29 protein-coding genes are annotated in these 25,092 nt (G+C 44.2%); 24 read left to right on the forward strand and 5 right to left on the reverse strand.

Going from position 1 to position 25,092, the window contains the following annotated elements:
• Positions 1-195: 195 nt before the first annotated feature.
• The 7 genes from cyoE (at position 196) to MTR82_RS01005 (ending at position 6,793) form a co-directional block, all read left to right on the forward strand.
• On the forward strand, positions 196-1,113 hold the full coding sequence (gene cyoE / locus MTR82_RS00975) for a heme o synthase (protein ID WP_052651066.1): 918 nt from the start codon (positions 196-198) through the stop codon (positions 1,111-1,113).
• Between the two features lie 54 nt (positions 1,114-1,167).
• Positions 1,168-2,262, forward strand: a complete 1,095-nt coding sequence (gene coxB / locus MTR82_RS00980) for a cytochrome c oxidase subunit II (protein ID WP_052651067.1) — start codon at positions 1,168-1,170, stop codon at positions 2,260-2,262.
• A 34-nt stretch (positions 2,263-2,296) separates the two neighbouring features.
• Complete coding sequence (locus tag MTR82_RS00985) at positions 2,297-4,183, forward strand: cytochrome c oxidase subunit I (protein WP_052651068.1); 1,887 nt, start codon at positions 2,297-2,299, stop codon at positions 4,181-4,183.
• Positions 4,170-4,796, forward strand: a complete 627-nt coding sequence (locus MTR82_RS00990) for a cytochrome (ubi)quinol oxidase subunit III (protein WP_052651069.1) — start codon at positions 4,170-4,172, stop codon at positions 4,794-4,796. The genes MTR82_RS00985 and MTR82_RS00990 overlap by 14 nt, the downstream gene beginning before the upstream one ends.
• 1 nt (position 4,797) lies before the next feature.
• The gene (gene ctaF / locus MTR82_RS00995) at positions 4,798-5,130 is read left to right on the forward strand and encodes a cytochrome c oxidase subunit IVB (protein WP_052651070.1); all 333 of its coding nucleotides are present in this window, start codon (positions 4,798-4,800) and stop codon (positions 5,128-5,130) included.
• 252 nt (positions 5,131-5,382) lie between these two features.
• Positions 5,383-6,306, forward strand: coding sequence for a cytochrome c oxidase assembly factor CtaG (gene ctaG, locus MTR82_RS01000; RefSeq protein ID WP_246807411.1), 924 nt, complete (start codon positions 5,383-5,385; stop codon positions 6,304-6,306).
• 25 nt (positions 6,307-6,331) lie between these two features.
• Complete coding sequence (locus MTR82_RS01005; protein ID WP_052651072.1) at positions 6,332-6,793, forward strand: DUF420 domain-containing protein; 462 nt, start codon at positions 6,332-6,334, stop codon at positions 6,791-6,793.
• 34 nt (positions 6,794-6,827) lie between these two features.
• Here the strand turns inward: MTR82_RS01005 and ytvI are convergent, their stop codons facing one another.
• Both ytvI and MTR82_RS01015 read right to left on the reverse strand, forming a co-directional pair.
• Positions 6,828-7,886 carry a sporulation integral membrane protein YtvI gene (ytvI, locus tag MTR82_RS01010; protein WP_246807412.1) on the reverse strand — a complete coding sequence of 353 codons (1,059 nt, stop codon included), beginning with the start codon at positions 7,884-7,886 and terminating at the stop codon, positions 6,828-6,830.
• Positions 7,887-7,988: 102 nt separating this feature from the next.
• A complete protein-coding gene (locus tag MTR82_RS01015) occupies positions 7,989-8,354 on the reverse strand; it encodes a YugN family protein (protein WP_052651074.1) in 366 nt (121 codons plus the stop codon).
• 142 nt (positions 8,355-8,496) lie between these two features.
• Here MTR82_RS01015 and MTR82_RS01020 point away from each other — a divergent pair, with 142 nt between their 5' ends.
• Both MTR82_RS01020 and MTR82_RS01025 read left to right on the forward strand, forming a co-directional pair.
• Complete coding sequence (locus tag MTR82_RS01020) at positions 8,497-9,561, forward strand: CAP domain-containing protein (protein WP_246807413.1); 1,065 nt, start codon at positions 8,497-8,499, stop codon at positions 9,559-9,561.
• Between the two features lie 101 nt (positions 9,562-9,662).
• Positions 9,663-10,109: a YlbF/YmcA family competence regulator gene (locus MTR82_RS01025; RefSeq protein WP_052651076.1), complete on the forward strand. Its 447-nt coding sequence runs from the start codon at positions 9,663-9,665 to the stop codon at positions 10,107-10,109.
• A gap of 65 nt (positions 10,110-10,174) precedes the next feature.
• Here MTR82_RS01025 and MTR82_RS01030 read toward each other — a convergent pair whose 3' ends face one another.
• Positions 10,175-11,089 (reverse strand): glycerophosphodiester phosphodiesterase family protein, encoded by a 915-nt coding sequence (locus tag MTR82_RS01030; protein WP_246807414.1) that lies wholly within the window; start codon positions 11,087-11,089, stop codon positions 10,175-10,177.
• A 370-nt stretch (positions 11,090-11,459) separates the two neighbouring features.
• Between MTR82_RS01030 and MTR82_RS01035 the strand changes: the two genes are divergently transcribed.
• Positions 11,460-11,732: a YlbG family protein gene (locus MTR82_RS01035; protein WP_052651078.1), complete on the forward strand. Its 273-nt coding sequence runs from the start codon at positions 11,460-11,462 to the stop codon at positions 11,730-11,732.
• On the opposite strand, the gene MTR82_RS01040 is transcribed toward MTR82_RS01035, so the two are convergent.
• Positions 11,733-12,113, reverse strand: coding sequence for a DUF7147 family protein (locus MTR82_RS01040; RefSeq protein ID WP_246807415.1), 381 nt, complete (start codon positions 12,111-12,113; stop codon positions 11,733-11,735).
• Between the two features lie 82 nt (positions 12,114-12,195).
• Here MTR82_RS01040 and rsmD point away from each other — a divergent pair, with 82 nt between their 5' ends.
• Genes rsmD through MTR82_RS01055 form a run of 3 tightly spaced genes read left to right on the forward strand, consistent with a single transcriptional unit; the run spans position 12,196 to position 14,324 of the window.
• Positions 12,196-12,771 carry a 16S rRNA (guanine(966)-N(2))-methyltransferase RsmD gene (gene rsmD, locus MTR82_RS01045; RefSeq protein ID WP_052651080.1) on the forward strand — a complete coding sequence of 192 codons (576 nt, stop codon included), beginning with the start codon at positions 12,196-12,198 and terminating at the stop codon, positions 12,769-12,771.
• Positions 12,764-13,243: a pantetheine-phosphate adenylyltransferase gene (coaD, locus tag MTR82_RS01050; protein ID WP_052651081.1), complete on the forward strand. Its 480-nt coding sequence runs from the start codon at positions 12,764-12,766 to the stop codon at positions 13,241-13,243. Before rsmD ends, coaD begins: the two co-directional genes overlap by 8 nt.
• Before the next feature lie 55 nt (positions 13,244-13,298).
• The gene (locus tag MTR82_RS01055) at positions 13,299-14,324 is read left to right on the forward strand and encodes a SepM family pheromone-processing serine protease (protein WP_246807416.1); all 1,026 of its coding nucleotides are present in this window, start codon (positions 13,299-13,301) and stop codon (positions 14,322-14,324) included.
• Here MTR82_RS01055 and MTR82_RS01060 read toward each other — a convergent pair.
• Positions 14,297-15,511: a nucleotidyltransferase gene (locus MTR82_RS01060; RefSeq protein WP_246807417.1), complete on the reverse strand. Its 1,215-nt coding sequence runs from the start codon at positions 15,509-15,511 to the stop codon at positions 14,297-14,299. The two genes, MTR82_RS01055 and MTR82_RS01060, sit on opposite strands and share 28 nt — an antisense overlap.
• Positions 15,512-15,638: 127 nt before the next feature.
• On the opposite strand from MTR82_RS01060, the gene MTR82_RS01065 reads away from it, so the two are divergent.
• The 11 genes from MTR82_RS01065 to rsmH all read left to right on the forward strand — a co-directional run bounded on the left by MTR82_RS01065 (position 15,639) and on the right by rsmH (position 25,089).
• Entirely contained in the window at positions 15,639-16,172 is a 534-nt protein-coding gene (locus tag MTR82_RS01065) for a YceD family protein (protein ID WP_246807418.1), read from the forward strand.
• A gap of 24 nt (positions 16,173-16,196) precedes the next feature.
• Complete coding sequence (gene rpmF / locus MTR82_RS01070; protein ID WP_033541041.1) at positions 16,197-16,373, forward strand: 50S ribosomal protein L32; 177 nt, start codon at positions 16,197-16,199, stop codon at positions 16,371-16,373.
• An 85-nt stretch (positions 16,374-16,458) separates the two neighbouring features.
• Positions 16,459-17,208, forward strand: coding sequence for an enoyl-CoA hydratase/isomerase family protein (locus MTR82_RS01075; protein WP_246807419.1), 750 nt, complete (start codon positions 16,459-16,461; stop codon positions 17,206-17,208).
• Between the two features lie 174 nt (positions 17,209-17,382).
• Positions 17,383-18,732, forward strand: a complete 1,350-nt coding sequence (locus MTR82_RS01080) for an acetyl-CoA carboxylase biotin carboxylase subunit (RefSeq protein WP_246807420.1) — start codon at positions 17,383-17,385, stop codon at positions 18,730-18,732.
• Positions 18,729-18,944, forward strand: coding sequence for an acyl-CoA carboxylase biotin carboxyl carrier protein subunit (locus tag MTR82_RS01085; RefSeq protein WP_246807421.1), 216 nt, complete (start codon positions 18,729-18,731; stop codon positions 18,942-18,944). Before MTR82_RS01080 ends, MTR82_RS01085 begins: the two co-directional genes overlap by 4 nt.
• Before the next feature lie 31 nt (positions 18,945-18,975).
• Positions 18,976-20,526, forward strand: a complete 1,551-nt coding sequence (locus MTR82_RS01090; RefSeq protein ID WP_052651088.1) for an acyl-CoA carboxylase subunit beta — start codon at positions 18,976-18,978, stop codon at positions 20,524-20,526.
• An 84-nt stretch (positions 20,527-20,610) separates the two neighbouring features.
• Entirely contained in the window at positions 20,611-21,468 is an 858-nt protein-coding gene (locus tag MTR82_RS01095) for a ketopantoate reductase family protein (protein WP_246807422.1), read from the forward strand.
• A 3-nt stretch (positions 21,469-21,471) separates the two neighbouring features.
• A complete protein-coding gene (locus MTR82_RS01100; protein ID WP_246807423.1) occupies positions 21,472-21,855 on the forward strand; it encodes a DUF3397 family protein in 384 nt (127 codons plus the stop codon).
• 75 nt (positions 21,856-21,930) lie between these two features.
• A complete protein-coding gene (bshC, locus tag MTR82_RS01105) occupies positions 21,931-23,550 on the forward strand; it encodes a bacillithiol biosynthesis cysteine-adding enzyme BshC (protein WP_246807424.1) in 1,620 nt (539 codons plus the stop codon).
• Positions 23,551-23,697: 147 nt separating this feature from the next.
• A complete protein-coding gene (gene mraZ, locus MTR82_RS01110) occupies positions 23,698-24,129 on the forward strand; it encodes a division/cell wall cluster transcriptional repressor MraZ (protein ID WP_052651091.1) in 432 nt (143 codons plus the stop codon).
• 21 nt (positions 24,130-24,150) lie between these two features.
• A complete protein-coding gene (rsmH, locus tag MTR82_RS01115; RefSeq protein ID WP_246807425.1) occupies positions 24,151-25,089 on the forward strand; it encodes a 16S rRNA (cytosine(1402)-N(4))-methyltransferase RsmH in 939 nt (312 codons plus the stop codon).
• Positions 25,090-25,092 lie beyond the last annotated feature (3 nt).

Consider the following 25,092-nt stretch of genomic DNA (forward strand, 5'->3'; position numbering starts at 1 on the left):
TTCAAAAACAATTATTATTCTATCTTAAAATAATTAAGAGACTCATGTATGATAGGAAGAGCGTATTTCTGAGTCGAATTACATGAAAACCATGCTTTTATCAGGAAATTTCAGTTAGATGTAGAAAAAGAACTGGAATTTAGATATAGTTATGGTTAGCGGAATATGCTTACAACTTTGAAAGGAGGGGGTAATATGTCAAACGGCCGGTCTTTGTCTGCGGAAACGCATCAGGCGCCGGAAACGACCACCTTCACCCAGGATTTTCTGGCGCTGATTAAAATCGGAATAGTGAACTCGAATTTAATCACTGTGTTTACAGGTTTGTGGTTGGCTTTCCAATTTTCCGACAGGCACTTCCTGCAAGAGTTGGACATCCTCGTCTACACCTTGGTCGGATCAGCATTGATCATAGCAGGTTCTGCAGCAATGAATAACTATATCGATACAGATATCGATCCGTTAATGGCCAGCAAAAAGTCGCGTCCAACTGTAACAGGAAGATTTAAGCCGTCCGCTGTACTGGCACTTGCTTTGTCTTTCATCGTTATAGGCGAAATATTTTTATTTTCTGCTTCAGTTTCTGCTGGTATTTTCGGAATTGCGGGTATACTAGCGTATGTCGTCCTCTATTCGATGTGGTCTAAAAGAAGGCATGTCAGCAATACAATAGTAGGAAGCATATCTGGAGCGATTCCGCCGCTAATCGGTTGGGCTGCAGTAGAACCGGCACTTGGAATGGGTGCCTGGGCATTGTTCTTGATCATGTTCGTCTGGCAGCCTCCACACTTTTATGCATTGGCCATGAAGCGCACGGAAGAATACCGTGCTGCCGGAATTCCGATGCTGCCTGTGGTGAAAGGCTTCCACCGTACGAAAAAGTCGATGCTCGCTTGGGTCTTGCTGCTGTTCCCTCTGCCATTCCTGTTAATGGATCTCGGAATAGGCTTCCTCATCTTAGCCACACTTTTGAACGTAGGGTGGCTGGCTTTAGCCATTAAAGGCTTCAAAGTGGCGGATGATTTGAAATGGGCGAAGACAATGTTCATCTATTCGTTGAATTATATGACCATCCTATTTGTTTCGATGATCATTTTTGCCGTCTTCGCCTAGTTCCAGCATTTCAGTAAAATTTTAACCAAATGAGAGAGAGGGGTATGAAGAGCTATGATTAAAGGGCTTAAGAAATGGCGCCTTTTCGCATTGATGACTGCATTGCTGGTCTTTCTTGCGGGATGTGGACGAGAAGAAATCTCCACATTATTGCCGGCAGGTGAAGTTGCGCAAGATCAATTTAACTTATTGATTTTGTCTACTATAGTTATGGCATTCGTAATCATTGTCGTAACGATTATTTATGTTTTGGCAATCGTAAAATTCCGCCGTTCAAAAATCGGGGAAGATGTCATCCCGGAACAAGTGGAAGGAAGCGCGAAACTTGAGTTCTTATGGACAGCGATTCCGATTGTCCTGATTTTGATCCTTGCAGTACCAACAGTTTATTCCACTTTCGACTTGGCTGACGTTTCTACAATGGACGTTCAAGCTGAAGATAGTGATGCAATGACCCACTTGACAGTAAACGTTACGGCGAAATTGTACTGGTGGGAATTTGAATATCCTGAACAAGGTATTGTAACTGCTCAAGAATTGGTTGTCCCAACCAATGAACGAGTTTACTTCAATTTAATTTCTGCTGATGTTAAGCACTCATTCTGGATTCCATCAATTGGTGGGAAATTGGATGCTAACCCTGAAAACGTAAACACTTTCTACTTAACGTTCGATCAAGAGTCTGCTGAATTGGAAGACGGTGTTTTCTACGGAAAATGTGCTGAACTTTGTGGGCCTTCACACGCACTGATGGATTTCAAAGTGAAATCAATGGACCGTGAAAGCTTCGACCAATGGGTAGCGGCAATGCAAGAAGAAGCTACTCCTGCTGAAGGTGCACTTGCACAAGAAGGAGAACAGATTTTTGGAGCTGACGGAGCTGGCTGTATCGCTTGTCACGCTGTTTCAGGGTCTGGAGCTGCTGGCGGCGTTGGACCGAACGTAGCAACATTTGGAGACCGCAACCGTGTAGCGGGCTACCTAGAACATAATGAAGAAAACATTAAAAAATGGATTTCTGATCCACAAGAATACAAACCAGGCAACTTGATGCCGGATCCAGAGTCTTTGAACGATGGGAAGCCATTTACAGAGCAAGAGCTTGATGCACTTGCTGCTTACTTGATGTCTTTATCCGTTGAAGAGTAAAAGAATCGGAGCTTAAAAAAGGGAGGTTTACATTGTGAGTTCTATTGCTCAGAAAAAGGGCTTCGGTGCTGCCATGTGGGACTACTTGACAACAGTAGACCATAAGAAAATCGCACATCTATATCTTGCTTCCGGAGGGATTTTCTTCCTAATCGGCGGTATAGAAGCGATGTTAATCCGAATCCAGTTAATGAAAGCCGGAAACGATTTCCTTAGTGCTGGAACGTATAACGAAGTATTGACAATGCACGGAACGACCATGATTTTCTTGGCTGCCATGCCAATATTGCTAGCGTTTATGAACGCCATCATGCCTTTGCAGATCGGCGCACGCGACGTAGCATTTCCATTCCTGAACTCATTAGGATTTTGGCTGTTTTTCTTTGGTGGAGTTTTCCTAAACCTTTCATGGTTTTTAGGCGGCGCACCGGATGCAGGGTGGACGAACTATGCATCGCTCGCCATCGCATCTGAAGGGCACGGAATTGATTTCTATGCACTTGGGTTAACGATTTCCGGTTTCGGTACGTTGATCTCGGGGATCAACTTCTTAGTTACCATTATTAATATGAGAGCTCCAGGGATGACGTACATGAGAATGCCGTTGTTCACTTGGACGACTTTCGTAGCTTCTGCTTTAATTTTACTAGCGTTCCCTCCACTTACAGTTGGAGTATTCTTTATGGTATTTGACCGTATGTTCGGCGCTAATTTCTTCGACGTAACTATGGGAGGAAATACGATCATCTGGGAGCACTTGTTCTGGATCTTCGGCCACCCGGAAGTTTACATCTTGATCTTGCCTGCATTCGGTATCTTCTCTGAAATCTTTGCGATTTTCTCTCGCAAGCGTTTATTCGGATACACAGCTTTAGTGTTCGCAACAATCTTGATCGGTTTCTACGGATTCATGGTTTGGGCTCACCACATGTTTACTGTAGGTTTAGGGCCAACTGCTAACGCGGTATTCGCATTAGCGACAATGATCATCGCTGTTCCAACGGGTGTTAAAATCTTCAACTGGCTATTGACCATTTGGGGAGGAAGCATTTCGTTCACGACTCCTATGATGTATGCGATTGGATTTATTCCTTCATTCGTTGCAGGTGGGGTAACAGGCGTTATGCAAGCCATCGCACCACTCGATTACCAGCTTCACGATTCTTACTTTATCGTTGCCCATTTCCACTATGTTATCGTTGGTGGGGTAGTGTTAGCGATTTTAGCGGCTACTCATTTATACTGGCCGAAAATGTTCGGTACTATGCTTAGCGAAAAATTAGGTAAAGTGACTTTCTGGTTATTCTTTATCGGTTTCCATTTAACATTCTTCATCCAGCATTTCCTTGGCCTTATGGGAATGCCGCGCCGCGTTTATACGTTTGGCGCAGACCAAGGCTGGGATTTGTTTAACGCGATCAGTTCTGTAGGTGCTTTGTTCATGGCGCTTGGAGTCATCATTCTATTGGTGAACATCGTAATGACAAGCATCAAAAACGAACGTGTCAGCAATGACCCATGGGGCGACGGCCGTACACTTGAGTGGGCAATTGCTTCACCGCCGCCATTCTATAACTTTGCTCAAACTCCATTAGTTCGTGGTCTAGATACGTTCTGGATTGAAAAAATGGAAGGCAACAAAGAAGGAATGGTTTACGCTGAACCATTAGAAGAAATTCACATGCCTAACGGTTCATTTGTTCCTGTCGTAATGTCATTTGGTTTATTTGTCGCTTCATTTGGTGCTCTTTACAATATGGACGGAGACAAAGGATGGACGATCCCAGTCATCATTATCGGACTCGTGATCACATTCGGTTCAATGTTATTCCGTTCATTAAAAGACGACCTAGGATTCCATATCTCAAAAGAAGAATTGTTGAGAGATGTTAAAGGGGGTAAATCAGATGGACTTAAATAAAAAATATACCCCTCAATCGTGGCCGGATCATCCTGAAACGGCGACTATGGAAGGTAAAAATAAATTCGTCGGTTTCTGGCTGCTTCTAGCAGCAGAAACGGTGACATTTGCTTCTTTGTTTGCAACTTATCTTGCATTGAAAGACAAAGGTCCAAGCGGCATGGAATTTGCTGCTTCTAATTTATTTGAACTTCCACTTGTATTTGCAATGACAATGATTCTTTTAACTTCATCGCTGACAAGTGTTTACGCGATGTATCACATGAAGAACCATAATTTCAAAGCAATGCAGGCATGGCTTGGAATTACCGTATTGCTTGGTGCAGCTTTCCTTGGATTGGAAATCTATGAGTTCAACCACTACGTCCATTTAGGATTCGGTTATACGCATAGTGCGTTCAGTGCCGCTTTCTATACACTAGTCGGTACTCACGGAGCCCACGTATTATTCGGTTTAAGCTGGTTTATCGCTTTGATGGTCCGCAACTCAAAACGTGGATTGAATATGTATAATGCGCCGAAGTTCTATTTGGTTTCACTATACTGGCATTTTATCGACGTAGTTTGGGTATTTATCTTCACAGTAGTATATTTGATGGGAGTGATCGGTTAATATGGCACATGAAACCCATACTCACGTAAGATCACAAACTGAATATGAATATATCCGCCGTCAAAGATCAAAAGAAATGCGCGGTCAGCTAACGTCTTTTGCAATCATGATCTTCTTGACATTGATTGCTTTTACAGCAGTAGCTGCTGACTTTTCTCCATACTTGATTACGCCAATCATTCTGTTATTGGCTGCAGTTCAAGTCGTGCTTCAACTTTATGGTTTCATGCATATGAGCAATAAAGGGCATGGCATGGTTGCATTCTTTATGTTCAGCGGAATGTTCGTAGCATTCATCACGATTCTTGCGCTAGTTACAATTGTTTGGTGGTAAGAATGAGAAAGCCCTCTGTCGACTGACAGGGGGCTTTTTTTTAGCTTTGTTTAATAGGATAGAGTTTAAGTATCTTCTAAAAGAGCGGCACACGTGACAGGTGTCTTAAAAGCATGAATAGCACATGAACCCTTAAATGAGGAAAAGAATTTCTAGCAGGTTTCCTTAAATGAATTGTCATAGTTCGTTCATTGATATAGTTCACACCACACTATATAATGAGGGTACTTATGATAAAGGAGGTATGCAAGCATGCCGATCAGTATTTTCGGATTTCAGGCACTATGGAGTCCGTACTACTTAGCAGTTCTCGTTCTTATTACAATTTTGTATTTTATGCTTACGATAAAATGGAAAGACAAATTTAAAGACAGCGAGCCTCTAAAAACGAAAGAAGCGATTCTTTTTGTTTCAGGTATGGTGTTGCTTTATATCATTAAAGGTTCTCCAACCGATCTTCTCGGCCATATCATCTTCTCGATGCATATGGTGCAGATGGCATTTCTATTGCTTCTGGTTCCGCCGCTCCTTATTATGGGGGTTCCTTCGTGGATATGGAGAAAGTTTATCAACTTACCGATAGTTAAACCGCTCTTCCATTTCTTCACAAAACCGATGTTGGCCCTGATTTTGTTTGGTCTGGTATTTTCTTTTTACCATATTCCACTTGTTTTTGATTTTGTTAAAACGAGTACCTCCCTCCATGCAGTAGTAAACGGCATCTTGTTTATCTCAGCAATCTTCTATTGGTGGCCGGTTGTGAATAATTTGGAAGGCTCTTATAAATTCCATGGTTTGAAAAAGCTTGGTTATTTGTTTGGCTTAAGCGTCTTGATGACGCCTGCTTGTGCGCTGATCATTTTCAGCAGCAGCCCGTTTTACGCTACGTATTCAGATGCAGAAGCGTGGCTTCAGGCAATGGCATTATGTGTACCTACTGGAACGTTGTCACAGCTAAACCTATCCGGTCCGGAATTATTTACCAATATGTCAACTGTGGAAGACCAGCGAACTGGCGGCATTGTCATGAAGGTCTTGCAGGAGCTGGTGTTCACCGTTTTCCTATGGCTGGTATTCTATGAATGGCTAAGAAATGAGAATGATAATGCTGATGAAATTACAGCGAAATCTATTCAAGACAGAAAAAAAATGGCTTATCACAGGCATAATGCTTAATGAGTTCAAAAGGGGATAAATCTAGATGAATTTGCCGGTATTACCGACCATCAGTACATTTTTTATCGTATTAAGCGCAATTTTGGTAGCGATTGGCTGGTACCTAGTGATCAACCGCAAAATTGAAGCGCATAAAAAAGTCATGTGGGCAGCAGGAGTATCCGCATTGACATTCTTTATTATTTATATGTCCCGCACGATTTTCATCGGCAATACTGCCTTTGGCGGACCGGACGAATACAAACTGATCTATACGATCTTTTTGATTTTCCACATCACCTTAGCCACAACCGGTGGAATTATGGGGCTCATCACTATTTGGCTGGGCTGGAAAAACCGTTTGGATAAGCACCGGAAATTGGGGCCAATCACAAGCGTTATCTGGTTCGCTACAGCCATCACAGGGGTAGTCGTTTACTTGTTGTTATACGTCATCTACGAAGGCGGCCATACAACTTCCGTCTTTAAAGCGATACTCGGTGGATAAAAAAATGCCGTCCCAAGAATTTGGGACGGCATTTTTATATTTTAAAATCAATTTTAATCATTCCGGCTTCTCGTGCTGAAGTGAAGAGAATGACGATAAGCGGCCCGATGAAGAAGCCGAGCACCCCGAAAAGCTGGAGGCCGATATACATGGCGATCAGCGTTGCAAGAGGGGACAGGCCGATATGGGTCCCCATCACTTTCGGTTCAACCGTTCTGCGAATGATCAGGAGAACCAATGCCAATATTGCAAGCTGCGTACCTTGGTAAACATCCCCGATGATGAATTGGTAGACAAACCAAGGCGTCAGCACAATGATGGATCCAAGAATCGGAATAAAATCGATGAGCCAGATGACCAAGGACATAATGATTGCATACTCTGGCGCTATAAATAGTAGAGCGATCAATGAGACGATGAAAATAATGACCGACACTAAAAACTGCGCTTTGAGAAAGCCGAAGATGACATTGTTTAAGCGGGAAGCCATAAACCGAACTTTTTCCGCGGTGGAATCCTTCAAGCGTTTGAAAAGCATTTCTCTTAAATTCAGCAATTCAAGCATAAATAAAAATAATGCAATTAAAAAGACGATGAAGCTGACCAAAAACGAAGGGATGCCTGTCAGCAAGTTGGTAACCGTATCATAATTGACAATGGTGAGCACCCATTCCCGAATGCCTTCAAGAAATTGGGCAAGTTCGGTTTCAAAAGAGGAAATCACTTCTACAGGCAATTCTTCTGTGGAATGGAAAAAGAACGATTGGACTTCATTCCACATATCTGAGATGGAATTGATGTAGTCTGGGACCATTTTTGAAAATTGGATGATCCGGCCAATCAACTGGGTCACGGTCCAGTAAAGAATGGCGGAGACGATGAGAAGGAATAAGATGAACACCGTCAACACTGCATTTTTTCTTCGCCATTTCAACCGTTTTTGGACAAATCCGACAAACGGTTCCAAAAAAATAGCAGTCAATAGGCCGATGATCAAAGGGATTGAAATCGGCAATATGTATATGGACACCAAAATTAACGCTAAGAGTACAAGCGCTGTGGTCAGCACTTTTTTATTTAGCCATTTCCGCACAATGAACCTCCTAATAATTGATTAATATTAGTATACCAATAACCACGTAAAACGAACGAAGAAAAATAAAAAAACCGCAGTTCAATGAACTGCGGCCATTTATTACGCTTTGATTTTGAATGATTCAATATCCGTTTGAATCGATTTCAACACTTCTGTGCATGATTTGATCAAGTGTTCCGGGAAGTGTTCATCTTCACCGTATTCAACGCCGTGCGGGTAGTAGTGTTTGCCTAGAACGGGCTTTAACACGTGTACTACTGCGTCTCCAGCATCAATATCACCATCAATGGCGTATGCGAATACGCGCAGGTAGAATGTGCCTTCATGAACTTTGAATTTCCGGTCAAAAGTTACGCGTTCATAATCCCATTGACCTTCTTTAGTTAAACCATGTTTTCTCATAATGTCATCAAGCAATGTGAAATCTACTCGAATGCCTTCAAGTCCTGTATTCTCAAAATACATAGGATCTCCTCCTCTAAATCAAAACTGACTCAATGCTTCTTTAATAATAGATCATATTCGAACTTGTTGCAATGGCTAGATTGTGTCAGAATACAGACGACTGTTATAATTATGAAACGAGTGGATTTAAGGAGCTGGTCGATTGAAGGACTTATTGAAAATCATGATTTTTCTCTCGATTATTTTAATCGTGTTTTTTTATTTTGATTCGCCGACAGAAGAAAACGAAGTGCTGGAAGCACCGCCGACAATGGACCCATTGCCAGCAAAAGATATTGTAGAAAAAGATTTGGATGTAGAGCGCCCTGCAGAAGGCATCTCCACTTACATCGGGCAGGATACAGATGAATGGCTGAATGACTACGGCATGCCTGACCGGATCGAGCCGTCCGCTTACGGCTACGAATGGTGGATCTACAATAGCTCTTTTTCTAATTATATGATGGTTGGTGTAAAAGAAAGCAGAGTGGTCCAAGTATACACAGCCGGCACCGCTACGGATACGGCCCCTTATAAAATTGGCCAAACGCTGGATGAGCTGTACCGCTTTACGATTGTTGAAAATGAAATAACCGTAAAATATGGAACGAATATCTACACCTTCAATTTAGGTGCAGAAGATATAAACAGGCGATTGTTAGTGAGTTTTGATGAAGTCTATGCACAGCTTTATATTGATGTGGAAGATGACAAGTTGGAAGCAGTGCGTTTTATGGATGCGGAAACGCTCATTAGGCATCAGCCATATGATATGATGTTTGTAGGAGATTTGCTGCCGTCGATTACGCCTTCCTCCAGCTTGCAGCAATCCATTGATGATGCGAACGCCAAACAAATCGTTGATTTGACGAATGTGTACCGGCTGCATCATCAGCGAAAACCGTTGTATGAAAATCCTTCCATTAATTTATTGGCAAGAGCACATAGTGAGAATACCGCCAAAAAAGATTTTTCTTCCCAAGAAATCGAGCTGGAAAATTTAAATGACCGGTTAACTGCAGCGAATATTCTGTTTGATGAAGCAGGAGAGAACACGGCGACGCAATACTTTGATGCAGCTGAAGCTGTCCATGGCTGGATCAATTCATCTGACCACCGGGAAACTTTGCTTTCCGATAAATTCAATCAGATCGGCGTAGGGGTATTTGGGAAATACTATACCCAAAACTTTATTTACCAGGAACCGGCCAGTGCGGAAAAACAATAAAAATTGATGCAAAGAGATTGCTGCTTCCCTCCCAAGCGTTTCTGAATATAGGAAAATGCCAGGATTTCTGCTATGATGATAGCGTAGAGGAGGAAATCAATATGTTTATGACCTATGAATGGGTTGAAATAACTGACTCTGCCGAAGAGTTGAGTGAAATGATTTTGCAGTCGGAACAAGCAGAGATTTACCGAAATGCTTATAATTCCGTTTATAGCGATAAAGATCTTGCAGCGGAAATCCACGCGTTTGCAAGATTGAAAGAGCAGTATGAAGAAGTCCAGCGTTTTGGCAAATATCACCCTGATTATCAACGGGTGATGAAGCAGATCCGCGTAGATAAGCGGCGGCTTGATTTGAATGAACAGATAGCGGAATTGCGGCTTGCGGAAAACGATCTTCAGGATTTGATGGATCAAGTGAGCTTCATCATTGGAAGATCGGTATCCGAAGCGGTTAAAATCCCTTCAAGCAATCCCTTTTTCTCATCCGGCTCTTCTTGTGGAGGAAGCTGCGGCACTGGCGGCGGCTGTTCTTGCTCCGCTTAATTTGCGGCAAAAGAGACGGTTAAGCCCTCAAAAAAACTGTGCAACGATTTCGTTGCACAGTTTTTTTATGATTTGTTTTGAAGTTCTTCAATAACCGGGACTGCAATATCAGGACGGCGGGTAATAATGCCTTTCGCTCCAGCTGCTATCAAGGCTTTCATCTCTTCCGCATCATCGATTGTCCAATAATGTACGGAAACGTTCAGGTTTTCCAAGAATGAGATAAATCGCTGGGAGTCGAGTCTGAACATGGATGATCGAACCGGAATTTGGAAGACATCGGCTCTTGGCTGATAAAGATGGCCGAACTGGCTATTGAAAGCCGTGAACGCTTTGCGTACTTCGTTTTCGCCAGCTCCAATTGCGACACGGTTTTGTGCGTACAAATTAAACCGGTCAATTTGCTCGTCGAAGAAACTGGTCACGACAACGCGATTTTGGACGTCCATCGACTCGATCAAACGCCATAACTTCGAAGGGATCAAGCTGCCTTCATACGTTTCTGGCGAATCTTTAATATCAATATTGATGAGCATATGCGGAAATTTCTCGAATAATTCCTTCAGCAATACGACTTTCTCGCCTTTTCCACGATAAGAATGGCGGCCGTCGGCATCGATAAAGTGATAGCCCAGGTCAAACCCGCGCAGTTCTTCCAACGTCATATCCGCTACGCGGCCTGCTCCGTCGGTTGTACGGTCCACATATTCGTCATGGAAAACTAGAATTTCTTCATCTTTCGTCAATCGGATATCAATTTCAAATCCTTGTACGCCTAATTCCGCAGATTGCTTGAATGCGGCCATCGAACTCTCAGGGGCGATACCACAGCCGCCGCGGTGAGCCAATACGATAGGCTGGCCATAATCCAAAGCTTCAGTTTGCGGACGCTTTTGCGGATTAGCCATTGCTTTTGTCCCTGCCCAGGCTGCTGCTCCAACTGCTACGGCAGCAAGGCCAATTTTCGTTTTCTTCCCCATCTTATGTAATACCCCCTCAAAATATAACTATAGACATTATAGCGAATTAACTACTTTATTGTTAGTTTAATCCGATAGCGTTTTGTTCACTATACCCCAAAAAATCCATTTCATTCTCACCACTCAAAAAAGTTGGGGTCTGCATACAGTTTTTTGATGGATTTGAAGCGGCAATGCTGGATTTGTTTGGTTGCGGCATTTTTCTTTCCTATGGTATCCTAAACTAAATGCAAAGAGTCTGCACACGAGCATATTCATGTTTAGCTTTAGCGTGTGCTGAAAAGGCCAGAGAATTATGTTCCATTGGCCTCCGAACTTTTCGGGGTGCGGGATTGATATGCCGTTAAATCGGTAGAAAAGAGGGGAATTTATGCGAGATCGTCAAGGCCTCATTGTCTACGTGCATCATTTGAAACAAGCTAAATCATTGCGCAAATTCGGACATGTTCACTTTATTTCGAGAAAGCTGAAGTATGTCGTACTTTATATGGACCAGGAAGCGATTGAAGCGACCAAAGCTAAATTATCGAAGCTTCCTTATGTCAAGCAAGTGCTTGAATCCTATCGGCCATTCATTAAAACTGAGTATGAAAATGCCAAGCCCGATAAAGCGAAAGAATACGACTATAAGATCGGACTTTGATTATTGCATCGGCGGAATATAATGGTTTAACCGCAAAATGGCAATCAAGTGGCTGAAGTACATGGTTTTGTCCACATAAACGGAAGAATGTTTAACTTCCATTTTTATGGGTGTATGGCCTTGTTTTTCTACAGCCTCCTGAAAAATAGCCAGGCGTTTGGAGTCCTCTGGAATTCCTTCGCGGCAAAGGTAGATGGGCATGAAATTGCCTTCTTCTGCAGGTTTAAAAGCAGCGGCAATCGAGAGAACCGGTTTGCCTTCCTTGTCTTTGGAGGCAAATACGAATCCATGAAGAAAACGGTGTGAATTTGTGGCGATCAGTTCCCGGAGTTCGTATATATCTCCGTAACCTTCTCCAAGTTCGATAAAACGTTGGATCATGAGATCACGTCCTTTCCAAAATCCATTTTACCATTACCAAAAAACTTATCCAGAAGAAATTTAGCAAATAAGAGGCGATAGTATGCGTGTTGTAGCAGGAACAGCAAAAGGGCTGCCATTGAAAGCGGTGCCTGGGACTTCGACAAGGCCCACTACAGATAAAGTGAAAGAATCCGTCTTCAATATGATCGGGCCGTTTTTTGACGGCGGAATTGCAGTGGATCTGTTTGCAGGAAGCGGCGGCCTTGGCATTGAAGCGCTAAGCCGTGGCATTGACCGGGTTATTTTTACCGATAAAGACCGGAAAGCGATTGAGACCATCCGCGCAAATCTTGCGAAGACAAAGTTGCAAGAGCGGGCAGAAGTCTATAAAGTGGAAGCGGAACGAGCCATTAAGGCGATGAAGAAAAACGGCATCCAAGCTAGATTGCTGTTTTTGGATCCGCCTTATCATATGGAAGCGTCCTATGAATTAATGGACAAAGCTGCAGAGATCGGGATTATGACGGAAGATTCCATTGTAGTCTGCGAACACGCCAAAGAAGTGGCGCTCGGTGCAGAGACTAAGTATTTTGAACGGTTCAAGCATGAGCCTTATGGCAGCACCATCATTTCAATTTACCGTTTCAAAGGGGAAGAGGGAGAAGAGATTGAGTAAAATTGCAGTTGTGCCAGGAAGTTTCGACCCGATTACAATGGGGCATTTAGACATTATTAAGAGGGCTTCCACTATTTTCGATGAAGTTAAAGTGGTGGTCATGAACAATTCGTCGAAAAACCCGCTTTTCAATGTCGAGGAACGAATCGGGTTGATTTCGGAAGTTACCCAATCGATTCCGAATGTGCAAGTCGAGTCATTTGCGGGGCTGTTGATCGATTATTCCATTGAAGTGAAAGCAAACGCTATCGTCCGGGGGCTGCGAGCCGTATCGGATTTCGAATACGAAATGCAAATCACTTCCATGAACCGGTTCTTGAATGAAAACATCGAAACCTTATTTATGATTTCCAATAACCAATACTCGTTCCTAAGTTCGAGCATTGTCAAAGAAGTAGCGAAATACGGCGGAAATATCAGTGGATTAGTGCCGGCAGCGGTAGAAGAAGCATTAAAGCAGAAATTCATTTAAGTCACGTTTTGCGTGGCTTTTTGTAATTGGGCTGCTAAAAAGGAAGGAGCAGCGTATGAAAAATAAAAAACTGATTATGGTAGTAATTGTAGCCGCACTGGCTATTTTCGTTTCAACGTACCGCTTAGACTTGTATATCACTCGGCCAGGCGGTGCTTACGAATTGAGCCCTCTTGTGAAAGTTGAAGGGGGAGATGAAGATGACGAAGGGACATTGAGCCTGATGACGGTTTCCATGTTGAATGCGACACCTTCCCTCTATTTATATGCCAAAGTGAAAGACGGCTATAAGATTTTAAAGCCGGAAGAAGTCAGAAGCCCGCATGAAAGTGACGAGGAATACAACGTCCGCCAACTCAAGCTGATGTCGGATTCCCAAATCAACGCTTTGCAAGTAGCTTTTGAACAAGCGGAACTGCCTTACGAGGTGACCAATAATGGCGTATTCGTTTTGAATGTGCTGGAAGGCGGAGCAGCAGATGGGACTTTGCAGGCCGGAGATCAGGTGCTTTCTATAGACGGCAATGAATTTTCTGCCCAGCAGGATTTTGTCGATTACATTTCGAGCAAAAAAGAAGGTGAATCTGTAGAAGTTGTCTATGAACGCGACGACCGGAAGATCACCAATGAAATCGAACTGGCTCCGCTGCCGAGTGAACCCGAACGTATTGGCCTTGGCATCTCTTTTGTAGAAAATAAAGATATTATGACAACCCCGAAAGTGGAAATTGATTCCGATTCCATCGGCGGCCCTTCTGCCGGTTTGATGTTCACGTTGGAAATCATTAATCAATTGTTGGATGAGGATATTACGAAAGGCTACAACGTAGCAGGCACTGGCACGATGTCCAGTGACGGAAGTGTAGGAAGAATTGGCGGCATCGACCAGAAAATCATCGCTGCCGACAATGAAGGAATCGAAATTTTCTTCGCTCCGGATGATGAAGCCGAAGGCATAGATGAAACGAATTACGATGTAGCAGTAGAAACGGCTGAAAAAATCAAGTCAGACATGGAAATTGTTCCGGTTCAAAACGTTAACGATGCGCTCGATTATTTAGCGGGTTTAGACGCTAAGTAGAAAGGCGGAGTGGAGTATTCCTTTTGAAGGTCGGAAATTCCCATGCCTGACAAGTACATGTAGCTTGCATGGATATCGAGTCCTCCCATCGCGTCGTTGAGTTCAGCGGCGCGGCTGACAAGGGGAAGTTCGATATTCTTTTTTTGTGCATTGAGATAGTGCCGGCCGGTTTCTGTCATGCCCAGCAAACGAAGATACGCCGGTTTTTCAAAAGATCGCAGTTGTTCCCAAGTAAAGCCCGTATAAATATGGGTAAGCATCCGCTGAACGCGTGTTCTTGTAAAGCGTTTGGACTTGATGCGCGCAATGAAAGGTTCGAAATAAGCTTCTTTCTTTGCAGCTTCGAAAATGAGATTTTCTATGCCTTCCGTCACTTCAGCAAACCGTTTCAGATTTTCCGGCCGTTCCCGGAGAATAATCGTGCGAAGCATGGGATAAAATAATTCCCAGCTGCCAAACCTGCCATGAAGTTCATGAAATGAAACAAGGGAGTGGATGGAAGCAGCTGGCATAAAACGGGAAAGCTCTTCGAGCGACCCCTCCTCAAAAAATGCTTTTCGGATGCCTGTTGCGCTGGCAATCGTCAAATCTTTATTGACCGGATCATGGTAGTTGGCGGCAATCCGCTGGATGGTCAACGGACGAATCGCGAACCCGTTGTTTTTCGCCGCTTCTATGTAATGGTAGCCCAGAATGTTATTGGGCTGAGATAAATCAGCGAATCCCGCATCCGAGCCTGTAATAGCTTTATAAGCGTTGTTTAGAGCTTTTGGATAGCTGATGCCCGTTTGGACAGCTTCATGGATCAGACGTTCATATTCAGCGCGGTGAGCGGTTAATAAGGCATAGGAATTTAAGAAAGGTTCGATAGCGCCTTGCTCGCTGCCGAAACAGAAAGATTCGCTGCCGATGGCTTCTAATAGATGGATGGCGCCTTTTGCAAAATCGGAAGCCTGCCCTGTAGCGTAGACGTAAGGAAGTTCAATAACCACGTCGACGCCATTTTGGAGCGCCATTTCGCAACGTGTCCATTTATCGGCAAAAGCCGGCTCGCCGCGCTGGAGAAATTGTCCGCTCATGACAGCGATGACGACATCAGCGCCGGATTTTTTTCTGGCTTGTTCTGCATGGTAAAGATGTCCGTTATGAAATGGATTGTATTCAACAATAATACCTGTAGCTTTCATTTGGCTCTCCCCTTTGGTAAACTTAATCTACAGTATACCGATGTTTAGAAACCCCTGACAAGATTTTATCTTGACATCTTTTTCTGTACATTATATAATCAACTTTGTTGTCTTAGAGGTGATACTTATGAAAATGGCGATTCAACAGCTTCAAAAGTTTCGCAAAGACGGAATGCCAATCGACGAAACAATCCGATTAGATGCAGTGAAAGATCGCAATAGTGATATTCGTGATGTTTCTCCTATGCATGTCACCGGTCATTGTACAGTTGGTTCGCAGCAAATAACGTGCCAGCTCCATCTCGAAGGCAAGTTGATCTTGCCTTGTGCACGAACTTGGGAAGACGTTGAATTCCCGATTGACGTGGAATCGGTTGAAATTTTTTCTTGGTCTGAAAAAGACCGGGAAAGCAGGGAAGATAATGTTCACTTTGTAGACGCTGAAACAATCGATCTTCAGCCGATCCTGGAAGAGCTTATTTTGCTTGAGATACCGATGCAAGTCTTTAAGGAAGACGCCGACGAAGCCGTTATAACTGGCGGCAATGACTGGTCGTATTCAACGGATGAGCAAGTGGAAGCCGAGAAAGCAGAAGCACCACCAAAACCGGATCCAAGACTTGCTGATTTAGCAAAGTATTTTGATCAGTCAGATGAATAGAATCATTGTAAGGAGGTGTCACCAATGGCTGTACCGTTCAGAAGAACGTCCAAAACCGTTAAAAGAAAACGCCGTACTCATTTCAAATTGTCAGTGCCGGGCATGGTAACTTGCCCTAGCTGTGGCGAATCGAAATTGGCTCACCACGTCTGCAAAGCATGTGGATCATACAAAGGGAAAGAAGTTGTAGCAAGCAAATAAACCAGTATTTGCTGCTAAAAGGCTATTGAGAGGCCATGGCTCTCGATAGCCTTTTTCTCTATCTGGATTTAAAAGGAGTGGTTTGATGTCTTATAAAATAGATTTGTCAGGTGGCATATTGACTTTTACCATCGATCGTCCCCATATCCGAAACGCTATCAATGATGAAGTGATCCAAGGCCTTGAAGAATTAGTCGCGCAAGTACATAACCATGACCCGCAGTTTGTCATTATCACCGCTTCAGGGGAACAAGCTTTTTGTTCCGGCGGCGACCTGTCCGTTTATCAGCATTTGCGTACGCGGAATGAAGCCTATCCTATGCTGAAAAAAATGGGCGACGTTCTCTATCGAATAAAGACCTTACCGGTTCCGGTGGTCGCGCTGGTCAACGGCATGGCCGTCGGCGGCGGCTGTGAAATCGCTACTGCCTGCGATTACCGCCTAGTCCTAAGCCATGTAAAATGCGGCTTTATCCAAGGGACGCTCGCCATTACAAGCGGCTGGGGCGGCGGCACGTATGCAATGGAAACCATGCCGCATGCCCAAGCGCTGAAAATGCTGAGTGAAGCGAGAGTCTATACAGCTCAGGAATTGCTTGAAAACGGCTGGGCCACTAAAGTGGTGGAATCCGAGGCCGATGTAGAAGCCTTTTTCCAATCGATGAAAAAGATACGTCCGGAAGTTCACCGGGCCTATAAAGAAATTGCCATCCGCAAATGGCAAAGTTCTCATTTAAAAGATCGTGTAAGCGAAGAAATCCGCTTGTGTGCAGAATTGTGGGAAGCAGATGCCCACCACGATGCGGTCGAAAGGTTCTTAAATAAAAAGAAATAAATAAAGCAACGTTAAAGCCATACTGGAATCTCAGTATGGCTTTAACGTTGTTTTCAATTCTTAGCAAAGTTTCCGTGAAACTCCGAAATGATAATTTTTATAAGAATAGTTGAAATCGCTTACAAATTTCGTATATGCTAGAGAAGGGAGAAAAACACAGGGGGTATTTCTTATATGAATAAAATCCTGATTGCCAACCGCGGCGAAATTGCACGCCGAATTATTCGCACGTGCAATAAGCTGGGGATCCAAACGGTTGCTATCCACTCTGAGGCTGATGGGGATCTGCCTTACGTGAGTGAAGCAACGGAACATGTATTGATTGGGCCGAATCCGGTTGTCCAATCCTATTTGCAAGGGGACAAAATTATTGAAGCAGCAAAAGCGCACGGCGCATCGGCTATCCATCCCGGATACGGCCTATTGTCCGAAAATGCGGAGTTTGCGCGCAAAGTCGAAGAAGCGGGATTGATTTTCATCGGTCCAGCCGCTGATATAATCGAAAAAATGGGCGATAAAATCGAATCGCGCAGAACGATGATTGAGGCCAATGTTCCAGTAGTGCCTGGGACAGAAAACGGCGTAGCCACTTTAGAAGAGGCAATCAAAGAAGCGGAAGCCATCGGCTATCCTGTTATGCTGAAGGCTAGTGCCGGAGGCGGAGGCATTGGCATGGTGCGCTGTGATAGTGAGCAAGCGCTCAGTCAACAGTTTGTATCGGTGAAAAATCGTGCGAAAGCCTATTTTGGCGATGACATCGTTTTCTTGGAGAAGTTCTTGCCGAATGCCCGCCATATCGAAGTTCAAATTTTTGGAGACCAGCATGGCAATATCATCCATCTTTTTGAACGGAATTGCTCTGTTCAGCGCCGCAACCAGAAAGTGATTGAAGAGTCGCCTTCGCCGAATTTGCCGCAGGATGTTAGGGAAAAGCTTTGCGAAGCAGCCGTACAGGCAGCCAAAGCGGTCGCTTACACAAATGCAGGCACGGTAGAATTTATTGTGGATGAAAATAATGAGTTCTATTTCCTGGAAATGAACACAAGGCTTCAAGTCGAGCATCCGGTAACGGAACAAGTAACCGGGCTTGACCTGGTGGAATGGCAGTTGAAAGTCTCTAACGGAGAAGAGCTGCCTGCACAAACTGAAATTGAATCGGCTGGCCATGCGATTGAATACCGGATTTATGCAGAAGATCCGAAGACGTTCTTCCCGTCGCCCGGAACGCTTGAAAAAATCATTTGGGGGCAAGATGCCCGCATTGAATCGGGCTACGAACAAGGCAATGCAGTAACGCCGTTCTACGATCCGATGATTTCCAAAATCATTGTAACGGGAGAAGACCGGATTGATGCGCTCCGCAAATCACAGAATTTTTTCAATCATGCTACAATAGCGGGAGTGAAGACGAACATCCCGTTGTTCCACGAATTTATTGAATCTCCGGAATTCGTTTCGGGAGACTATGCAACATCGACATTATCAAATTGGATGGAAAAATCAAAGGAGGAATCGGGATTATGAAAGAAGTAAAAGCATCGATGGCAGGGACCGTATTAAACATTTTGGTAGCAGAAGGGGATGCCGTATCGGCAGGGCAAGCAATTTTAACGTTGGAATCCATGAAAATGGAAATTCCAGTCGAAGCGGAAGCGGGCGGCAAAGTGGAAAAAATCCACGTTGAAGTCGGCGGCTTTGTCAATGAAGAAGATACGTTAATCACATTCGGCGAATAACAACGGATTTCCATGCAAAGGGGATGCAGAAATGACAAAAACCACCGAAACGACGGGGTATAACGAACGTTTAGAACAGAAACTGGCGACGATTTTTGCTGGGGGGCAGCAAAAATACCATGAAAAAATGAAGGAAAGCAATAAATTATTTGTGCGCGACCGCCTTCGACTCCTATTTGACGATGGAAATTATGTTGAAGACGGACGCTTTGCCAATGTGGAAGCGGGAGACCTTCCAGCCGATGGCGTTGTAACAGCAATCGGCAAAGTGAACGGCGAAACAGTTTGTGTCATGGCCAATGATTCGACGGTAAAAGCCGGTTCATGGGGTTTCAGAACGGTTGAGAAAATCATCCGCATCCAAGAGACAGCAGAGAAGATGCAAGTGCCGATGCTGTATTTAGTCGATTCGGCAGGCGCCCGCATTACCGACCAACTCGCGATGTTCCCGAACCGCAGAGGCGCTGGGCGGATCTTCCATAACCAGGTCAGAATGTCTGGCATGGTGCCGCAAGTTTGCCTCCTATTCGGCCCATCAGCAGCAGGCGGCGCGTACATACCGGCATTTTGTGACATTGTCATCATGGTGGAAGGCAATGCTTCCATGTATTTGGGGTCGCCGCGTATGGCGGAAAAAGTAATCGGCGAAAAAGTGACGCTGGAGGAAATGGGCGGTGCCCGCATGCACTGCACCGTCAGCGGAGTGGGCGATGTATTGGTTTCGACGGAAGAAGAAGCGATTTCAGAAGCCCGCCGCTACCTGCAATTCTTCCCTGCGAATTTCGCTGTGAAGCCGGAAAGAATCGAATCAAAAGCCCAAAAGGCTGGCCGTTCACTAGAAGCGATCATTCCGGAAAACCAGAATGCGCCTTTTGATATGTATGAATTGATCGATCAATTAGTCGATGAAGGCAGTTTCTTCGATATCAAAAAGCTGTTCGCCGGTGAATTGATTACAGGGCTTGCCCGCATTGACGGGCAAGCCGTCGGAATTTTAGCGAACCAGCCGAAAGTCAAAGGCGGCGTCTTGTTCGGCGATTCAGCTGACAAAGGTGCGAAATTCATCAATCTGTGCGACGCTTTTTCCATTCCCTTATTGTTCCTTGCAGACGTTCCTGGATTTATGATCGGCACGAAAGTGGAGCGGGCAGGCATTATCCGCCATGGCGCCAAATTTATTGCAGCGATGAGTTCTGCCACTGTGCCGAAAATTTCCGTCATTGTCCGGAAAGCTTACGGCGCAGGACTTTATGCGATGGCCGGCCCGGCTTTTGAACCGGATGTCTGCATTGCACTTCCGACGGCCCAAATTGCCGTCATGGGACCCGAAGCAGCCGTCAATGCCGTCTACTCGAATAAAATCGAGGCAATTGAAGATCCAAAAGAACGGTTGAAGTTTGTTCAAGAGAAGCATCAGGAATATAAAGAAGAAATCGATATTTATAAGCTGGCTTCAGAAATGATTATCGATGAAATTATCGCGCCAAGCCAATTGCGAAATGTGCTTTCACAGCGCCTATCTTTTTATGAAACAAAAGATTTGCCGCTGCCATATCGAAAACACGCGATTAATCCTGTATAATGAAAATATCCTGGAGTCTGCCTTTATTAGGCAGGCTTCTTTTTTGAGAGAGTCATAATCGGTTTGGATAGGGGAGGGAATCGGATGGAATTTGCAGTGGTAGGCGCTGGAGCAATCGGCATGCTCATGGCTTGTCTGTTAAAAGACGCGGGAGAAGAAGTTCTGTTAATGCCAAAAACTGAAAAGCAAGCAAAAGAAATTGAAACAGTAGGCATTTTGAAAGACCATAAGCTGTATCGGATACCCGCCATAACAGAATTTCAACTGATATCACCGGACACTTATATTTTATTGGCCGTGAAGTATGATGCGCTTTTAGAACTGGTGCCGGTGATCAGCCGTGAATGTCCGGACAACCCGCTTATTTTCCTTCAAAACGGCATGCTGCACCTGGAGTTGATCGAAGAGATGCCGCATCAGCAAATCGCTTTAGGCAGCGTCGAACATGGTGCGTTAAAAGTGGGACCGACAGAAATAAAGCATACAGGGCTGGGAACGGTGAAATTTGCGCTGGCGCGAGGAGCAGCCACCACATTCAAGCCTTTAGCCGGCATCCAGGGTTTTCAAAGCGGATGGGTGGAAAATGCCGACCAGCTCTTATTCCGCAAAGTGCTGCTGAATTGTTTGATCAATCCCTTGACCGCTTTGATGGAAATTAAAAATGGCGAATTGCTGACGAATTATCATGCCTATGAATTGCTGAAAAATCTTTACACGGAATTGTATCTTGCATTTCCTGAAATCGAAAAATTGCTTCCCTTTGAGGAAGTGACGGCTTTATGCGCTTCGACATCGACGAATACGTCCTCCATGCTGGCTGATAAATTGGCCAAAAGGAAAATGGAACTTGATACGATCTTGCTGTATACAATGCGGCGTTCAAAACTTGAACTGCCCTTATTGAAAACCTTATATAATCTATTAAAAGCGACTGAGGTATAAGCGATGGATATTCTATACACGATAGGGGCAGTCTTGATCTTTGCGCCATTTATTGCCTTTCTTCTAGTGGTGCTGATTGCCCGCAAAAAAATGAAATACCAATCAATCGGCCTTGCTGCTGATTTAACTACTTTTTTGCTGTTCTTTTCAGTGCCTGTATCGATCAAAGCGATTTGGCAGATTGACATCACGGCTCTCGTCTATTTGATTGCGATCCTGATCGCGATCGTTTTGCTTGTCATCGAATGGCGGCAGACAAAGGAAATTGAAATCTTAAGATACATTCGGCAAACGTGGCGCATGTACTTCGTGCTTCTTGCTCTTGCCTATAGTTCGATCTGGGCCGTCGGGATTGTTCTTTCGCTTTTGCATTTTTTTAGGATATGAAGCTGATTTTTTTTATTTCTTACTGCCTTTTGATATAGTAAGTTTGAATGTATAGGGAAAAGGGGACTTTTTTTCATGAGGCTTGAAGAACAATATGCCGCACCGGCAAATAAATTAATGAATGATTACATAAATGGCGAGAACGGAATTTACGACTATTTTTCCTATGAACCGGCCTTGGAAAAGTTCGCTGAACGCATGGAAGCCCTTAAGGAACATCCGGTAGACCGGCTGCGGCTCAGTTCGATTTTAAGGAATTATATGGGCCGCCACGGCATTTCTGGAAAAGCAGCCGAGCATTTGCAGGCGTTTGAAAATGGGGCGCCTGTCGTTGTGACCGGGCAGCAAGCCGGCCTTTTGACGGGGCCGCTCTATACCGTGCATAAAGCGATTTCGGTTATTGTCCTGGCGAAAGAAGCAAGCGACCGGCTCAATCAAAAGGTGGTCCCTGTATTCTGGATTGCCGGAGAAGACCATGATTTATCAGAAATCAGCCATTTGTACCGCGAAGTCAATGGACGGGTAGATAAATTGAACTTTCCGCACGTGGAATACGGAAAAAGCTCCGCTTCTGCTGCAAAAATAAACAAAAAGAAAATCACGGAGTTTTTGGAAGAATATTTCCGCAGCATGCCCGAAACGGCACACTCGAAAGAATTACATCAAATGGCTTTCCGCTTTTTGGAGGCATCGGATTCATTTACGGATTTCTTTTCTGCTTTTATCCATTACTTTTTCCAGGAAGAAGGTTTGCTGTTCATTGACGCTGCGTTTCCGGAATTGCGCCACTATGAATCTTCTTATTTCCTCGAAATGATCGAAAAGTCGGAAGCCATTGCAGCGGCGGTTCACCGGACGGAGCAATCTCTGGTTGCACAAGGCTACTCGGCTGCCATTGAAGCGGAAGCGGATGCAGCCAATCTCTTTATTACTGTGCAAGGTGAACGCATTCTCTTGCAAAGAAGCGAAGGCAGCTTTACCGGCAATAACGGAGCGGTTTCTTTTACGGCTGAAGAACTGAAAGAAATTGCGGCAAACAATCCGGAACGGTTAAGCAATAATGTGGTGACAAGACCCCTGATGCAAGAAATGGTCTTCCCGGTACTGGCCTTTGTTGGAGGCCCCGGCGAAATTTCCTATTGGGCAGCTTTAAAAGAGGCATTCAAGCTGATGGGCATGGAATTGCCGATTATCTTGCCTCGTCTTGGCATGACGCTTGTAAATCGCCAAGTGCAAAGTTTAATGGAGAAATACGGACTGGACTTCGAGGGAGTCGTCAATGACCGGAAAGTCAGCCAACTGAAAATCCAGTTGATGGACTCGATTCGCGATAAAGATGCCGAAGAAATGGTGGAAGAATTGAAAACGAAGCTTCAGGCAGACTATGAAGCTATTCAAGAAAAGTTTTCATCCATAAGTAAAGGGCTAACGCCTATTGTGGAAAAGAACTTGAAAATCCATTTAAAGCAATTGGATTTTTTGAAAAACAAATTGGAAGATGAAGTGATGCTTCAAAACAGCACGCAATTTACCCATTTTGAAACGCTGGAGAATGAGTTAATTCCAAATAATAGTCTGCAAGAACGAGTATATAGTCCCTTCCTATATATGAATGAATACGGAAAAACGCTCGTCCAGGACATGCTAAAGCTGGATTTGAAATATGACAAAAATCACAAAATCATCTATATGTAAGCTAAAAAAGTCTGCCTCGGCAGGCTTTTTTTGTCTCAAGAAGTAGAACTGAGATTTATTTTTGTAACAAACGTGAAATATTTCAAAAACAAGTGGTGAGAAGTGGGGGATTGTGGTACATTAAAATCAATAAGTGGGGTGACGGGCATGTTCATGGGAGAATATCAACATAGCGTTGATGCAAAGGGACGTTTAATCGTGCCTGCAAAGTTTCGCGAGCAGCTAGGCGAAAGTTTTGTAATTACCCGTGGCCTGGATCAATGCTTATTTGGTTACACAATGGATGAATGGCAAAAGATCGAAGAAAAGCTGAAAGAGCTGCCGGTCACTAAAAAAGACGCACGTGCTTTTACACGATTCTTTTTCTCGGGTGCATCTGAAGTTGAACTCGATAAACAAGGGCGCGTCAATATCCCTTCAACATTGCTAACATACGCAAAATTGGACAAAGAATGCATAATACTCGGAGTGTCGAACCGCTTTGAAATTTGGGCGAAAGATGCATGGGAAGAATACTTTACAGCATCAGAAGATTCATTTAATGATATTGCAGAGAATTTAGCAGACTTTGATTTTTAAAAATTGAACGGGGGGAATGGATTGTTCAACCACACCACGGTTTTACTCCAAGAGACTGTCGATGGACTGAACATTCGTCCTGATGGCATTTATGTGGACTGCACGCTAGGCGGAGCAGGGCACAGTGAGTATTTAGTAAAGCAATTATCAGATGAAGGGCATTTGTTTTGTTTTGACCAAGACGCGACAGCGATTGAGCATGCAAAAGAAAAACTGGCAGATTATCTGCACCGGATCACTTTCATCCATGCGAATTTTAAATTGATAAAAGAAGAATTGGAAATGCGCGGAATCGAAAAAGTCGATGGCATTCTTTATGACTTAGGGGTTTCTTCTCCCCAATTGGATACTCCTGAAAGGGGATTCAGTTACCATAACGATGCACCGCTCGATATGCGGATGGACCAATCAGCCCACTTAAGTGCTTACCATGTGGTCAATGAATGGCCGTATGAAGACTTAGTCCGCATTTTCTACCGCTACGGCGAAGAGAAGTTTTCCAAGCAAATTGCCCGAAAAATCGAAGCGGCCAGGGAAACCGAACCGATTGAAACGACAGGGCAACTAGTGGAGTGCATCAAAGACGGAATTCCGGCTTTTGCAAGGCGGAAAGGCGGCCATCCGGCAAAACGCGTATTCCAAGCAATCCGCATTGCCGTAAACGATGAACTCGGAGCAGCCGAAGTATCCTTACAGCATGCGTTAGAGTTGCTTGCAGTAGGCGGCCGGATCAGTGTCATCACATTCCATTCGTTAGAAGACCGTTTGTGCAAGACGATATTCAAGGAAGCTTCATCACTTCCGGAACTGCCGCCGAATTTACCGGTTATCCCGGATGGCATGGAACCGATGCTGAAGCTCATTACCCGAAAACCGATCTTGCCATCAGAAGAAGAATTAGAGCAAAATAACCGTTCGCGATCAGCGAAATTGCGGATAGCAGAAAAAATCAGAGAATAAGGG

Source organism: Planococcus ruber, assembly GCF_022819085.1.
Lineage (GTDB): Bacteria > Bacillota > Bacilli > Bacillales_A > Planococcaceae > Planococcus > Planococcus ruber.

Bases quoted from the DNA above. Each gene is read 5' to 3' on its own strand.
- cyoE (WP_052651066.1), top strand. From the start codon at position 196: ATGTCAAACGGCCGGTCTTTGTCTGCGGAAACGCATCAGGCGCCGGAA.
- coxB (WP_052651067.1), top strand. From the start codon at position 1,168: ATGATTAAAGGGCTTAAGAAATGGCGCCTTTTCGCATTGATGACTGCA.
- MTR82_RS00990 (WP_052651069.1), top strand. From the start codon at position 4,170: ATGGACTTAAATAAAAAATATACCCCTCAATCGTGGCCGGATCATCCT.
- ctaF (WP_052651070.1), top strand. From the start codon at position 4,798: ATGGCACATGAAACCCATACTCACGTAAGATCACAAACTGAATATGAA.
- ctaG (WP_246807411.1), top strand. From the start codon at position 5,383: ATGCCGATCAGTATTTTCGGATTTCAGGCACTATGGAGTCCGTACTAC.
- MTR82_RS01005 (WP_052651072.1), top strand. From the start codon at position 6,332: ATGAATTTGCCGGTATTACCGACCATCAGTACATTTTTTATCGTATTA.
- MTR82_RS01015 (WP_052651074.1), bottom strand. From the start codon at position 8,354: ATGTATTTTGAGAATACAGGACTTGAAGGCATTCGAGTAGATTTCACA.
- MTR82_RS01025 (WP_052651076.1), top strand. From the start codon at position 9,663: ATGTTTATGACCTATGAATGGGTTGAAATAACTGACTCTGCCGAAGAG.
- MTR82_RS01030 (WP_246807414.1), bottom strand. From the start codon at position 11,089: ATGGGGAAGAAAACGAAAATTGGCCTTGCTGCCGTAGCAGTTGGAGCA.
- MTR82_RS01035 (WP_052651078.1), top strand. From the start codon at position 11,460: ATGCGAGATCGTCAAGGCCTCATTGTCTACGTGCATCATTTGAAACAA.
- MTR82_RS01040 (WP_246807415.1), bottom strand. From the start codon at position 12,113: ATGATCCAACGTTTTATCGAACTTGGAGAAGGTTACGGAGATATATAC.
- rsmD (WP_052651080.1), top strand. From the start codon at position 12,196: ATGCGTGTTGTAGCAGGAACAGCAAAAGGGCTGCCATTGAAAGCGGTG.
- MTR82_RS01055 (WP_246807416.1), top strand. From the start codon at position 13,299: ATGAAAAATAAAAAACTGATTATGGTAGTAATTGTAGCCGCACTGGCT.
- MTR82_RS01060 (WP_246807417.1), bottom strand. From the start codon at position 15,511: ATGAAAGCTACAGGTATTATTGTTGAATACAATCCATTTCATAACGGA.
- MTR82_RS01065 (WP_246807418.1), top strand. From the start codon at position 15,639: ATGAAAATGGCGATTCAACAGCTTCAAAAGTTTCGCAAAGACGGAATG.
- rpmF (WP_033541041.1), top strand. From the start codon at position 16,197: ATGGCTGTACCGTTCAGAAGAACGTCCAAAACCGTTAAAAGAAAACGC.
- MTR82_RS01075 (WP_246807419.1), top strand. From the start codon at position 16,459: ATGTCTTATAAAATAGATTTGTCAGGTGGCATATTGACTTTTACCATC.
- MTR82_RS01080 (WP_246807420.1), top strand. From the start codon at position 17,383: ATGAATAAAATCCTGATTGCCAACCGCGGCGAAATTGCACGCCGAATT.
- MTR82_RS01085 (WP_246807421.1), top strand. From the start codon at position 18,729: ATGAAAGAAGTAAAAGCATCGATGGCAGGGACCGTATTAAACATTTTG.
- MTR82_RS01090 (WP_052651088.1), top strand. From the start codon at position 18,976: ATGACAAAAACCACCGAAACGACGGGGTATAACGAACGTTTAGAACAG.
- MTR82_RS01095 (WP_246807422.1), top strand. From the start codon at position 20,611: ATGGAATTTGCAGTGGTAGGCGCTGGAGCAATCGGCATGCTCATGGCT.
- MTR82_RS01100 (WP_246807423.1), top strand. From the start codon at position 21,472: ATGGATATTCTATACACGATAGGGGCAGTCTTGATCTTTGCGCCATTT.
- bshC (WP_246807424.1), top strand. From the start codon at position 21,931: ATGAGGCTTGAAGAACAATATGCCGCACCGGCAAATAAATTAATGAAT.
- mraZ (WP_052651091.1), top strand. From the start codon at position 23,698: ATGTTCATGGGAGAATATCAACATAGCGTTGATGCAAAGGGACGTTTA.